Origin of the sequence: Paenibacillus sp. FSL k6-2145 (assembly GCF_037976585.1) — a bacterium.
Taxonomy (GTDB): domain Bacteria; phylum Bacillota; class Bacilli; order Paenibacillales; family Paenibacillaceae; genus Paenibacillus.
In genome coordinates this window covers 1,724,625-1,737,169 of the sequence record NZ_CP150267.1, presented here as the reverse complement: position 1 = coordinate 1,737,169, position 12,545 = coordinate 1,724,625, and the positions used below count along the sequence as shown (strand labels likewise).

General features: G+C 48.0%; 13 protein-coding genes. 11 read left to right on the top strand and 2 right to left on the bottom strand.

The annotated features are described in order from the left end of the window. Positions 1-9 precede the first annotated feature (9 nt). From NZ043_RS07615 to NZ043_RS07570, 10 genes are all read left to right on the top strand, one after another. Positions 10-1,119 (top strand): hypothetical protein, encoded by a 1,110-nt coding sequence (locus NZ043_RS07615; RefSeq protein ID WP_339311295.1) that lies wholly within the window; start codon positions 10-12, stop codon positions 1,117-1,119. Positions 1,120-1,358: 239 nt separating this feature from the next. After that, positions 1,359-2,246 carry a rhodanese-related sulfurtransferase gene (locus NZ043_RS07610; protein WP_133386216.1) on the top strand — a complete coding sequence of 296 codons (888 nt, stop codon included), beginning with the start codon at positions 1,359-1,361 and terminating at the stop codon, positions 2,244-2,246. A 12-nt stretch (positions 2,247-2,258) separates the two neighbouring features. After that, the gene (locus tag NZ043_RS07605; RefSeq protein WP_084174359.1) at positions 2,259-2,906 is read left to right on the top strand and encodes a winged helix-turn-helix transcriptional regulator; all 648 of its coding nucleotides are present in this window, start codon (positions 2,259-2,261) and stop codon (positions 2,904-2,906) included. A gap of 193 nt (positions 2,907-3,099) precedes the next feature. Beyond that, positions 3,100-4,020 (top strand): Rpn family recombination-promoting nuclease/putative transposase, encoded by a 921-nt coding sequence (locus tag NZ043_RS07600; protein ID WP_339311293.1) that lies wholly within the window; start codon positions 3,100-3,102, stop codon positions 4,018-4,020. An 18-nt stretch (positions 4,021-4,038) separates the two neighbouring features. Continuing rightward, complete coding sequence (locus NZ043_RS07595) at positions 4,039-4,572, top strand: phosphotransferase (protein WP_339311291.1); 534 nt, start codon at positions 4,039-4,041, stop codon at positions 4,570-4,572. Between the two features lie 338 nt (positions 4,573-4,910). Further along, complete coding sequence (locus NZ043_RS07590) at positions 4,911-5,960, top strand: ABC transporter substrate-binding protein (RefSeq protein ID WP_133386212.1); 1,050 nt, start codon at positions 4,911-4,913, stop codon at positions 5,958-5,960. Positions 5,961-6,072: 112 nt separating this feature from the next. Further along, positions 6,073-6,993, top strand: coding sequence for an ABC transporter permease (locus tag NZ043_RS07585; protein WP_017691724.1), 921 nt, complete (start codon positions 6,073-6,075; stop codon positions 6,991-6,993). A 2-nt stretch (positions 6,994-6,995) separates the two neighbouring features. Next, the gene (locus NZ043_RS07580) at positions 6,996-7,790 is read left to right on the top strand and encodes an ABC transporter ATP-binding protein (RefSeq protein ID WP_100528246.1); all 795 of its coding nucleotides are present in this window, start codon (positions 6,996-6,998) and stop codon (positions 7,788-7,790) included. Between the two features lie 193 nt (positions 7,791-7,983). Beyond that, positions 7,984-9,162 (top strand): winged helix-turn-helix domain-containing protein, encoded by a 1,179-nt coding sequence (locus tag NZ043_RS07575; protein WP_339311288.1) that lies wholly within the window; start codon positions 7,984-7,986, stop codon positions 9,160-9,162. 69 nt (positions 9,163-9,231) lie between these two features. Beyond that, positions 9,232-10,578 carry an MFS transporter gene (locus NZ043_RS07570; RefSeq protein ID WP_339311286.1) on the top strand — a complete coding sequence of 449 codons (1,347 nt, stop codon included), beginning with the start codon at positions 9,232-9,234 and terminating at the stop codon, positions 10,576-10,578. A 119-nt stretch (positions 10,579-10,697) separates the two neighbouring features. On the opposite strand, the gene NZ043_RS07565 is transcribed toward NZ043_RS07570, so the two are convergent. Continuing rightward, positions 10,698-11,279, bottom strand: coding sequence for a hypothetical protein (locus tag NZ043_RS07565; protein WP_133386209.1), 582 nt, complete (start codon positions 11,277-11,279; stop codon positions 10,698-10,700). A 30-nt stretch (positions 11,280-11,309) separates the two neighbouring features. Then, on the bottom strand, positions 11,310-11,843 hold the full coding sequence (locus tag NZ043_RS07560; RefSeq protein ID WP_249913767.1) for a hypothetical protein: 534 nt from the start codon (positions 11,841-11,843) through the stop codon (positions 11,310-11,312). A gap of 198 nt (positions 11,844-12,041) precedes the next feature. Here NZ043_RS07560 and NZ043_RS07555 point away from each other — a divergent pair, with 198 nt between their 5' ends. Continuing rightward, positions 12,042-12,539, top strand: a complete 498-nt coding sequence (locus tag NZ043_RS07555; RefSeq protein WP_133386207.1) for a DUF6385 domain-containing protein — start codon at positions 12,042-12,044, stop codon at positions 12,537-12,539. Positions 12,540-12,545 lie beyond the last annotated feature (6 nt).

Genomic DNA, 12,545 nt, shown 5'->3' with positions numbered 1-12,545 from the left:
GGGGGGACCATGATGAATTGGAAACAAGCAGCTTTGGGGACGTTTGGGGCCATTGCTCTGTTAACAACAGCAGCATGTGGGGGAACAACAGAGCCGGGGGGCAATGCACAAGGCGGGAAAACGGGCACCGATATTACAGTAAAAGATAATACTAACACGTCCGTGTACCAGAGCTTCAAGTTGGAGAAAATTGATAAATTGCCGAATATGCGCGGAATTGCATGGCTTAGTGATGATTGGATTGTATCCGACAAGGAGAACAAGTCCTTGAAACCCGTCACGGTTGAAGGCCAGGAAAGATATCCGCATAACTTATATATGTATGATCTGACGAAAGGTACAGACACGCCGCTCAAGGAAAGTGAAGCCAGTCTGGGTGCACCGCTGGTGTCACCGGATGGTCAGTACCTGTTCTACCGGGAGCCGGAGGAAAATACGGGCAAAGGCTACTTCCTGAACCTGCATAACGGGGAGACAACCCCTGCTGGTAAGGAGGATGGATTCATACAAGAGGGCGCGTGGCTGGATAATGAACATGTTGTTTTCCCCGATATGAAGGGTGATCTGATCTCTGCAAGTGTGGACGGTACAACGAAAGTACTGGTGGAGACGGGCAATTTCAATGTACGAAGTATCAAAGTGTCAGGCAATATGCTCTATTATATTACGGGCGAAGACGGCCAGTTGAATGCATACGATGTGAAGACGGGTGACGTGAAACAGGTGCTGAAAAGTGTGGAGTGGGTCATTCCTTCTAATGATGGAACAAGGCTTGCGATTGTGAAAAGAACGGCGGATACCAAACGGGCGCTGGTGCTCACCGATCTGGAAGGTAATGAGAAGGCCACGCTCGCCAGAGGTACGCAGATCTTCGGCACCAGCTGGTCGGGTGATGATTCCAAGATTGCATACACCATCAATTTCGAGAATGATAATGAGAAAGGACTGTTCGTCTCCAACACGGAGTCGGCAGAACAGTTCCAGATCTCGGCGGATATGGACAACGCTTCTGACCCACTCGCCTGGAGCCCGGAAGGTAATAAAATCCTGTTATCGCAGGCGGTATTGGAGAATGAATCGTATCACTTTGTAACCTCAGTCATTACGATCTCGGAATAGGATGATTGTTGCAGACAGATATGTTCCATATCTTTCATCCCTTTCTATACATTTATATTGACTAAGCTATTCCGCTTCCGATAAACTAGAATGCAGGAATAAAAGTCGAATGTCAGGCAGCAGTTCGAGACGATGTTTCGGGCGGCTGTTTATTTTCTTTTTACAAGTAAGGGTGCAACGTAGTCGTCTTGCCGGATGATCCGGCTAATAACAACATGGAATAGGAACAGGTGATATACATGTGTAACAGCGCGTACCGCGTGCTTTTATATTATAAGTTCGTGAAGATTGAAGACCCTGAGACGTTTACACAAGAGCATCTGCAATACTGCAAGGACCTCGGTGTGAAAGGCCGTATTCTAGTCGCATCCGAAGGTATTAACGGTACGGTATCCGGAACTCCTGAACAGACGGAACAGTATATGAAAGACATGCATGCCAACCCGCTGTTCAGCGACATGGTGTTTAAGATTGATGATGTGGAAGAGCATGCGTTCAAAAAAATCTTTGTTCGTCACAAAGCAGAGCTGGTTACGTTCCGCGTGGACGAAGACCTTGATCCGAATGTGATTAGCGGCAAACGCCTTTCACCGAAAGAGTTCCATGAGCATTTGCAACGTGATGACGTCATCGTTATCGATGGTCGCAATGATTATGAATACGAAATCGGTCACTTCCGCGGGGCCATCCGTCCAGATGTTGAGTCGTTCCGTGAGTTTCCGGAGTGGATTCGGGAGAACCTGGGTGACATGAAGGACAAAACGATTATTACCTACTGCACTGGCGGCATTCGCTGCGAGAAGCTGACTGGCTTCATGATCAATGAAGGATTCCAGGACGTGGCTCAATTGGACGGCGGTATTGTCACGTACGGTAAAGACCCTGAAGTACAAGGCCATCTGTTTGATGGCAAGTGTTACGTGTTTGATGAGCGAATCTCTGTGCCGATTAACCGGACAGACGAGGATATTGTCATTGCCAGCTGTTATCACTGTGGAACGACACATGACCGATATATTAATTGTCCAACCTGCAACCTGCAGCACGTAAGCTGTGAGGATTGCGAAGAGACGCATAACCGCTTTTGCTCGGATGCTTGCCGGGAGGCAGCACCGGTACACGCATAAGCAGGAGAGCAGGTGCTGATCGTGAAGCGTGAAGAGGAACGAACGACGCGTGAACGGATTTTGTTCATGCTGAAGCAGCAAGGCACATTGACCGCGAGGGAAATGACAGCTGATTTGGGTCTGACCGGCATGGCCATTCGCCGTCATCTGACGGCACTGGAGCAGGACGGCTGGATCGAGGTTCGGGAGGCGCGGGCTACGGCTGGACGTCCGTCCTCGGTGTACCAATTGACGGTACGTGGGGACAGCTTTTTCCCGAAATCATATTCGTCCCTTACGCTGGAGCTACTTGAAGAATTGTCTGACTCAGCCGGGAGCGGTGTGGTGGATGCATTGTTCGAGAGTCGCCGGGACAAGCTGCTTCGTAGCGGATTGCCACAGATGGAGGGCCAGGATCTGGCCGGACGGGTGGAGGAACTCGCGCGAATCCAGAATGCCAACGGATATATGGCGGATGCGTCCAGAGAAGAAGATGGAACCTACGTCATTACGGAAATGAATTGCCCGATTGTGCAAGTCGCGAGTGTCTACAAGCAGGCTTGCCGCTGTGAACTGGAACTGTTCCGCTCGCTACTTCAAGCTGAGGTAGAGCGTACCGAATGTTACGCCGATGGCGGCAAAAGGTGCAAGTATGAGATTCGCGAAGCGTCGGGGAATTAACTGGTTTTATACAAAGAGATTGTTTCGATTCGTCGAAATAGTCTCTTTTTTTGATAATGAATTACGTATAAACGCTATTTATGGATGGCGATGCGTGTTATAATGGAGTTAACATCCAGTGCATGTTCGCATCCTTATATTTGCTGATACTTCAGCAGATATATCCTGTTCATTTTGCGCGTAGGAGTGAATAATGATGACAGAGTTGCTTGATCCCAAGAACGATTATGTGTTTAAACGAATCTTTGGAAGTGAAGAGAATAAGGATGTTCTTTTGGCTTTTCTGAATCATACCTTCAAAAATGCAGGTGAATCTTTACTGACCGAGATTGTGTTAATTAACCCTTATCTGGACAAGGATACACCGAGAGATAAACAGTCCATACTGGACATACGGGCCAAAACAGATCAAGGTGAGCTAATCAATGTTGAAATGCAGTTGTTTAATCAGTATGATTTAGAGAAGAGGACTTTGTTCTATTGGGGTAAACAATATTCCGGACAATTACTTGAAGGACAGAGATATAGTCAACTCAAAAAATGCGTAGCGATCAACATTGTTAATTTCAAAATGCTCGCTAATGACCAGTATCACAACGTATTTCATTTAAGAGAAGACCATACTGATATTCCGTTGACGGACGTTATAGAGATTCACTTTATGGAAATACCAAAGCTGAATGATGAAAATATTCAAATGAAGGATGGATTGGTGCGTTGGCTGTTATTTCTGAAAGGAATGACTAGATCAAGCTGGGAGGCGTTAATGATGCACGAACCGGAACCGGCTTTGAAAAAAGCCATGAGTGTATTGGAGTTTCTGAGCCAGGATGAGCAAGCACGTCAACGATATATCGACCGTCAGAAATTTCTGTGGGACGAAGCTTCCATGATTGAGGGCGCACGAGAAGAGGGTCTCAAGAAAGGCATGGAGGAAGGAATTCAAAAAGGAATCGAAGAAGGGATCAAAGAAGGGATCAAAGAAGGTGAAGCTGAGAGCAAGCGGAAAATCGCAATGAATATGCTCACTTTAGGTCTTGATCAGGCTATAATTATTAAGGCTACCGGGCTAACCTCATCTGAATTAGAGGAACTGCAAAAAGAAAAGGAATAAGCACTCTGGAGCTATTCTTTGATTGATATAAGGCGACCATACCCAAAGTACATTGGGAGGGATGCCTCTTTTTTTGAAAATTTTAAATATGAAAAATCTCATGATGAAGCACAGTACTTGTCTGGAGCGGAGATAGCTGCCGTGATTGCCCAGTTGGATCAATTACCCATGAAGCAGCAACTATGTCACGGTGATCCCAACCCGGGTAACATACTCCTTCGAGAGCATGATACCTTTATTATTGACTGGAACAATGCTTCTACCGGAAATCCGAAAGCCGACTTGGCCGAATATATCATTATGATTCGTTGCGCAATACTGTCCCCGCATCTGCGACATGAAGCGACGGTTGCTCTTTATGCTACCAGAGAGGCCAGCATTCGCATCTTTATGGAGGAGTATGAGAAGTTGTCCGGTATTGCCTATGCAGATATCGAACCCTGGATTGCGCCTGTTGCGGCACGCAAATTGATCGCGGAGGCCATATCGGAAGCGGAGAAAACAATGCTTGTGGACGAGATTAGAAGAAGACTTCATACTCGACTTTCATGAGTAGGACCTTATTTTGTTGTACCCATGGCGACCATCTACAGAACAATGTGGGTGGTTTTTATGTTTTATGTAATGTTTTCTATCACAACCATACGATGAAACTAAATTGGAAGCGGTTCAACCATTGACGGATATCGGGACGCCCCTTAATATTAGGGGAACAATAAAACACCAACACGGGTCATGGACTTCAGTCGCATGAGAAAAGTCTATATTTGTCTGCTTTTGTCGATCAAAGCAACAATGCGTTGAAGCGTTTGTTTTGTCCCGCCCTATCGTGTCAATGGAATCTCGATAAGGGTAACCACATTTTATAAGATGGAGAGGGGTTCTCACACATGAAAAAGAAATTTTGGATGTCACTGATGATGGTTGCTTCAATGATCGTTGCGGCAGGTTGCGGAAATAACAGCGGTACAGGCACGGAATCCGAAGGATCGGGAAGTACAACAGGTGGAGGCAGCGAGGAAAAATCATACCAGATTGCCATCTCGCAGATTGTTGAACATCCATCCCTGGATGCTACACGCGAAGGTTTCATCGCAGCCCTGAAGGATGCGGGCATTGAAGAAAACAAGAACCTCAAAATCGATTACAATAACGCGCAGGGTGATTCGACGAACAACCTATCCATTTCACAGAAAATTTCGGGTGATTCCAAAAATGATCTCGTACTCGGAATCGCAACACCATCTGCGCTGGCTCTGGCTCAACAAGTGAAGGACAAGCCATTGCTGTTTGCAGCGGTAACGGACCCGTTGGGTGCCAAACTGGTGACTGATATGGACAAGCCGGGCGGCAATGTTACAGGTGCATCCGACACGAATCCGGAGGCTATCGTACAATTGGCTGACTTTATCGCTAAAAATCTGCCGGATGTGAAAACGGTAGGTTTGGTCATTAACGAAGGTGAACCAAATGCGGTGGTTATGGCAGATAACGCAGAAAAAGCACTCGCAACACATAATATCAAGCTGGTGAAAGCACCAGTTACGAATACATCTGAAGTAAAACAGGCAACGGATTCTCTGGTTGGCAAAGTAGATGCTTTCTACATCACGCTTGATAATTCTGTCGTGAGTGCGGTTGATACGATCATCCAAACGGCGAACAGTAATAAAATTCCGTTCTTTTCCAGTGATCGGGATACCGTTGAAAAAGGAGCTTTCGCAACGGTTGGCTTCAAATATTATGACCATGGATATCAGGTTGGTGAGATGGCCGCGGACATTCTAAAAAATGGTACGAATCCTGGTGATATGAAAGTCACCGTTCCGGACAAACTGGATCTGATCCTGAACCTGAAAGCAGCTGAAGCCCAAGGCATCACGGTTACGGATGAGATGAAAGCGGAAGTAAAAGACCAGGAAAACAACATTATTCAATAGAATCTGAGATTGATTCAAATAATCTGACCGGAGTGTAAACCGGCTGTATGGATGCGAGGCGAACATGCAACGGGTTCGCCTCATTCTTTTCGATAGACAGGGAGGAAGTAGTGTGAGTATAAGCTGGAATTCAATTGAAGGAGCAATCGAGCTGGGGCTTTTATATGCACTGATGGCACTTGGTGTATATATTACGTTCCGCATACTCGATTTTCCTGACCTTACCGTAGACGGAAGTTTTACAACAGGAGGCGCAATCGCGGCGGTTATGATCTCCAATGACTTCTCTCCTTGGCTCGCCTGTTTGGCGGCAATGGCTGGCGGCATGGTGGCCGGGGCTTGTACAGGTCTGCTTCATACCAAAGGCAAAATCAACGGATTGTTATCCGGGATTTTGATGATGATCGCGCTTTACTCCATTAATATGCGTATTCTTGGCGCACCGAATAAATCCATTATGGGCATGGACAATCCATTCTCGGGTGAACATGTCATGGTACTAATTATCATCGTGGTGCTGGTGTTTAAAATCATGCTCGATCTGTTCATGAAAACAGATGTTGGACTGGCACTCCGCGCGACAGGTGATAACAAACGCATGATTCGCAGCTTTGGTGCAAATACGGATGTGACTACGATTGTAGGTGTCAGCTTATCCAATGGATTGGTTGCACTGTCTGGTGCATTCATTGCACAGCAATCAGGTTTTGCGGACATCACGATGGGCATCGGTATGATCGTTATCGGACTGGCTTCCGTGATTATCGGTGAGGCCATTCTTGGTGCAAGAACGGTATTCTGGGCTACACTTGCAGCGATCGTTGGTTCAATCATTTACCGGATTGTGGTCGCGCTTGCCCTTCAAGTCGAATGGTTCGATACATCTGATCTGAAGTTGATCACCGCGGTGATCGTCATTATTGCTCTTGTATTCCCAACGATGCAGCGCTCCATGAAGCAGCGAAGTCTGGCTCGCAAACGAACAGAAGAGTTGATGCGATCCGGGGGTCATCAGGCGAAGGGAGGTATGTGATCATGCTGGAGATTACGCAAGTAACCAAGCTGTTCAACCCAGGCACAACGGATGAGAAGACCGCGCTGGTTGGCGTGAATCTGACGATGAATCCGGGAGATTTTGTGACGGTGATTGGCAGTAACGGAGCCGGTAAATCCACGTTGATGAACATCATTTCGGGTGTGATGAAGCCGGATATGGGCGATGTACTGATCAATGACCGCTCCATTAAAAATCTGCCGGAGCATAAACGCAGCAGCTGGATTGGCCGGGTGTTTCAGGACCCGATGGCAGGTACAGCACCACATATGTCCATTGAAGAAAATATGGCGATGGCATATAAACGTGGCAAAGGACGCGGACTGGGCTTCGGAGTTACCCGTGCCAGACGTGAGATTTTCAACACGCAACTGGAGAAGCTGGGAATCGGACTGGAGAAGCGTCTCAATGCAAAAGTGGGGCTTTTGTCTGGCGGGGAGCGGCAGGCACTTAGCCTGTTGATGGCTACGTTTACCCAGCCGCAGATTTTGCTACTGGATGAGCATACGGCAGCTCTTGACCCTTCACGTGCCGAACTGATCACGGAACTGACGGAGACACTTGTGCGTGAGATGAGACTGACTACATTGATGGTGACGCACAATATGGAGCAGGCGATTCGTCTGGGGAACCGTCTGATTATGATGGACAAAGGACGAATTATTCTGGATGTCAGCGAAGAGCGCAAACGTACGTTAACCGTGCCTGAGTTGCTTGGTGAATTCGAACGGATTAGCGGCAAAAAAATGGCAGATGATCGTGTCGTACTGGGTTAAGGCAAGGTAATACTTGTTGGAAGAACAGATATACGTAGCGTCTACAATTTAGCTATCTATAAGATAAACGATAAAAAAACCTTTTGCGTTCTCGCAAAGGTTTTTTTTGTGGTATGTTGAACACGTTGAAGAAAATGGAATGAATCTATATTATTTTGGAATAGCGAATTATACATAGTAGGAGGACCCTGACATGTCTTTGCAATGGGATGAAGGGACATATACGGTCACGCGGCGAACGGAATCCATTCGCCTGCTCGCCAAGGAATTTGCACTGCTGCATTTTCTGTATGAAAACAAGGAAAAAGCCTTCACCCGCAGTCAACTGCTGGATCGGGTATGGCCGCTGGAATATCCGGTTGAACGCACCGTGGACGATCATATCTATCGCCTGCGCAAGAAATTGAAACGCTGGGATGAGATCAGTCTGGACACGGTACGGGGCTATGGATACCGGCTTGCTGTGCAGAAGAACAAGTCCGCTCTACCCGCTAGCCCTTCTGCTCAGGACCCAGAAATGCAGGAAGTCATTCACGGATTACTTCGTAAATATCACTTGTTTGGGCAGGGAAATGCCATACAGACCCTGGTTCAACAGCAAGAAGCGCTTGGCATTCAGATTGTCCCGTATTATCAGTTGTATATTCATTTTATACAGGGAGATCTGGAATGGCTGATTACAACGAAAGAAATCGCTTTTGAAGAGCGCTTATACTGGTTATTGATCTTTGTTCATTCGCTAATTGAACCATCAGAAAGCTTACCTTTGTATGAGCAGGCATTGAGTTCATCTGCATTATCTGCCGATCAGCTTCGCGAACTCCGCATTCTGAACATCGTTGAAGTCTATGTAGAGGTGGGCCAGTATCAACGTGCCAAAACGCAGCTTGAAGAAACGTATCGTGTAATAGAGACTGACGAGCTCAAGAATTTCAGACTGCCTGTAGCACTTGCAGCGTTGTATGTGGAACTGTGGGGTGGCAGCGGTGAAGCTATTGAGGCCCAGATGGCAGTCCTGCGAGCGGGATTGAAGGATGCCCCGTATCTGCGAGAGATCGGACGTTTTCAGGTGATGGAGGGGTTATGGTTACTTCGGCAAGGACGAGTTCGTGAGGCAGAGTTAAGAATGGATGACGGTCTGGATGTATTGAAAATGTCGCTGAACGCACCGCTATATCTGAATGCTGCATATCAGATTCTCCTATTCCTGGGTCATCATCGAATCGAAGGCAGACTTCGGAGTAAGTATCGTCAAGTGTACGCTGAGATCGGCAAAAGTTACGGTGTTCCCTTATATGGACAACAAATTGCAGATGAAGTACGTAACTTTTTATCTCCTACCTCCCCATCCTCTGATCTTCCTCTGATATAACTCCTTTATGATTACAGCCAAGGAACATACAGACCACAAGCGGCTGTAATCAAGGGAGGAAATACAAGTATGACCGTCATTTCAAATGAACCCACATCCAATGAACCCACCGAATCACCCGCCTCATCTGCGCAATCTTCCAAAAGCTTATGGACCAACCTCCGGTTTGTCCGCATGTTTATCGCATACTCGCTGGCTACGTTTGGAGATTGGTTCGATGCACTCGCCATCCAGGTGATGGTGGCCTACCGTTGGGGCGCCGATCCGCTGATCATTGCCCTTATTCCTGTATGTATGGCTGTCCCGGGTATACTGCTGGGCTCCTTTGCTGGTGCCCTTGCTGATCGACTGCACAAAGTGAAAATCATGATGCTGTGTGATGTGATCACCGTGGGATTAACCGTTGCTATTTTATTCGCACCAAGCCCGATCTGGCTGCTTCCACTTCTTGCTCTACGTGCCATGATGGGTGTTTTTCATGTTCCAGCCCAGCAGGCGTTAACCCGCCAGGTGGTGGCAGAGGAGCATCTGTTTCAGGCATCGTCCCTAAACGGTTTTGTAAGCCAGTGTTCGAAAGTGGCGGGACCACTTCTGGGTGCAGTCATTTTGGCCTTTTTCTCACCACAAATCTGTATTGTCATTAATGCCTGTACCCGCCTGTTGTCAGGTGCGGTATTGTGGCCCTTGCGGCGTTTGGTGGAAAAGTCGGAGTCCGTAGCCTCAGACGGAAGTGCTGCTAGTGAAAAGGATGGATCGGAATCCTTGTTCTCCCAATGGAAGCAAGGGTGGCGTTTTATACGGAGCAGTCGCACCGTGCTGAGTACGATTCTGTTCGGCTGTTTTGGACTGATGGCCATTCTTATGATTGATTATCAGTTTACGACCCTGTTTCGAGAGATCAAGCCAGGTAACGAATCACTGCTCGGCTGGTTGGGGTCGTCGGCAGGAGCAGGGGCAGTAGTCATCATTTTGTTATTAAATCGCTTGCCGAGAATTGGGTATGGGTGGGGACTGGGTGGAGGATATCTGTTCGTGGGTGCCGGAATTGCTGCGCTGGGGTGGATCGGCCCACAAACACCTGAAATTTGGGTTATTATCTGGGGCCTCTGCATTGGGCTGGGTAATGGGCTCTTTATGGTAACTCTGAATTATTTGTTGCAAAAAGAGACCCCTCCTGCCTATGTAGGGCGCGTCTTCGGCATTCAAAATTCACTATCCAGTGTTGTACTGGTCGTAGCTCCACTTGCAGGTGGAGCGCTCATCCGAGTTGCAGGGCCGAGCCCTACCTTTCAATATATCGGTCTCGCTACGCTGGTGATTGGTCTTGCCGGCATACTGCTGCAACGCATTTTGTGGGAGGGAAAGCAACCTCTCGTGTCTGAAGCCAAAGAGATCATTCCGCAGGAATCGGCCTGATAGCCTTTGCCCGGACATTTTTAAATATCATTACATCTACAATATAACGAACAGCCGCTTTCGGTACTCATCCGAAGGCGGCTGTTTGCACATTGCATTGTTAAGCACGATTGAGCGAATTACACTTCCCACCAAGCAAAATAAGCAGTAGAGGCCATCAGTCCACCAACCGAAAGTGATCCGCTGACAGAGAGGTTAATAGCTTGACCCGGAGGAACCACGTAACGGCCAAATTCATTGGATAGAAACGGCCCTGCTTGAAGGGGCATAGCCATCAATGGGGTCGCTCCTGAAGGCGCAGCAGCAGAGAATCGTACGATGGCTACGCTGGTATTGCTGCTGGAAAGATTGCTGTTTACCGGCGTGAGTGTGGTGGGCGATGTCAGTGTTCCATTAGCGCTCAGACTCATGGAACCGCTGAAGGATGACAACAGATTCAGTGCAACCGTGATTCCACCGGAGAGTCGTGATACGTATAGGGTTTTCCCACTCCCTGCTGGATTGGCCAATTGTACGGTGGCGATAACCGTTCCTCCCAGCAAGCCCAGTGTTGTGGAGTTGGTGGAACCCGCATTGTACAGATTGCCTGTACTGCCAGCATTATTCTCCGGAGGTGCAACAATGCCTGGAGAAATATACGTGTTTGTGTTGGACGTATAGACGGGCTGGCTTAACGGGTTGAATACATTATTGTTTGGCAATGTGTGCACCTCCTTTTATCAGGATCAAACTCAGAATTCCCACCAGAACAGATTAATGGCTGCCGTCTGATTCCCCGTGCCTACGCTAATGGATAATGTTTGTCCCGGTGGCACAATAATGGAGCCATTCAGATCCAGTGAAAAAATTCCTGCGGTGAGCGGAATACTTGCAATACTCGTGAAGGTTCCCCCCAGAGTACCAGTATTTTGCCTTGTGGTAACTACACTGGCATTGGTATTGCCCAGTAGCGTATTGACGGGCACTGGTGTGCTACCAACAGTCACGGTTCCTCCTGAATAGATAACAAGAGTAGCCGCCGCTGTTGTGCCTCCTGTGAGGCTGGATATGCGTATTGTTCGGCCGCTGCCGGCCGCATTCAAGATCTGTAGAAGAAGGTTCTGGTTGGAAGGAATCGAGGTATTGTTGGTCGTCAGGGCAAAAAAGCTGCCTGCAGCAGCTGCACCGCTGTCTGGTGACGCTTCAATGCCGGGGGCTGAGAAGGTATTGGTCAGTTGAGTAAACAGGGGACGATTGGATTGGTTGAATACATTATAGTTGGTCATCTCATCCACCTCCCATAGACCAGTTCATTTGAGCAACATTCCGATTGATTCGCATTTCATTGTACTTGCAGTGTATGTGAAAAGAAGCAAAATGGATTGGGGACTGAGCCGTATATCTGGAAATAACGGCAGATGCCGTGCCCGCATATACAAACCGGGCATACGATGCGTAAGCACATTTTTTAAGGGGAAATCGAGATGAGTCGAACAGCGAAGCGAAGCAAGAAGAGAACGAAGCAACCAACTAAATATGTCAGTCGCCGCCGCTCCCGTCATTCCTGCCGCGCTAAATTGCTGAAACCCCCTTGTTCCCGGATTACTCGTCCCCGGTTCAAGCAGGGTGCTTCCTCACGCACGAAACTCCCTGGTGCTATTCATTGTTTTACAGAGCATACGTATGTCGGAGCCGAAACCAGTAGCAGCATGGATTCACTCCCGGCACAAGACACCTCATCACTCAGCATGTATACCTATGGCGTTGTGAATCGGGGAAAACATCCGGCTCTTGTACAGATCCAGATCAGCCCCAATGCCGTAGATTATGCTGTGGACAGCCAGGAGGTGGTCGCGGGAGGCCAGACCAAAGCGCTGGTACCATTGCGATTTTTGCACTATACCCGGCTTGCAATTCGATCCGTTGAACCGGATCAACCGACCCGGCTCGATGTTTACTTTCAGGCACAGCGTATGCCGTAAGGGAGT

What these genes read in the sequence shown, in the direction of transcription:
- NZ043_RS07615 (WP_339311295.1), top strand. Translation starts at nt 10, where the DNA reads ATGATGAATTGGAAACAAGCAGCTTTGGGGACGTTTGGGGCCATTGCT.
- NZ043_RS07610 (WP_133386216.1), top strand. Translation starts at nt 1,359, where the DNA reads ATGTGTAACAGCGCGTACCGCGTGCTTTTATATTATAAGTTCGTGAAG.
- NZ043_RS07600 (WP_339311293.1), top strand. Translation starts at nt 3,100, where the DNA reads ATGATGACAGAGTTGCTTGATCCCAAGAACGATTATGTGTTTAAACGA.
- NZ043_RS07590 (WP_133386212.1), top strand. Translation starts at nt 4,911, where the DNA reads ATGAAAAAGAAATTTTGGATGTCACTGATGATGGTTGCTTCAATGATC.
- NZ043_RS07580 (WP_100528246.1), top strand. Translation starts at nt 6,996, where the DNA reads ATGCTGGAGATTACGCAAGTAACCAAGCTGTTCAACCCAGGCACAACG.
- NZ043_RS07575 (WP_339311288.1), top strand. Translation starts at nt 7,984, where the DNA reads ATGTCTTTGCAATGGGATGAAGGGACATATACGGTCACGCGGCGAACG.
- NZ043_RS07570 (WP_339311286.1), top strand. Translation starts at nt 9,232, where the DNA reads ATGACCGTCATTTCAAATGAACCCACATCCAATGAACCCACCGAATCA.
- NZ043_RS07560 (WP_249913767.1), bottom strand. Translation starts at nt 11,843, where the DNA reads ATGACCAACTATAATGTATTCAACCAATCCAATCGTCCCCTGTTTACT.
- NZ043_RS07555 (WP_133386207.1), top strand. Translation starts at nt 12,042, where the DNA reads ATGAGTCGAACAGCGAAGCGAAGCAAGAAGAGAACGAAGCAACCAACT.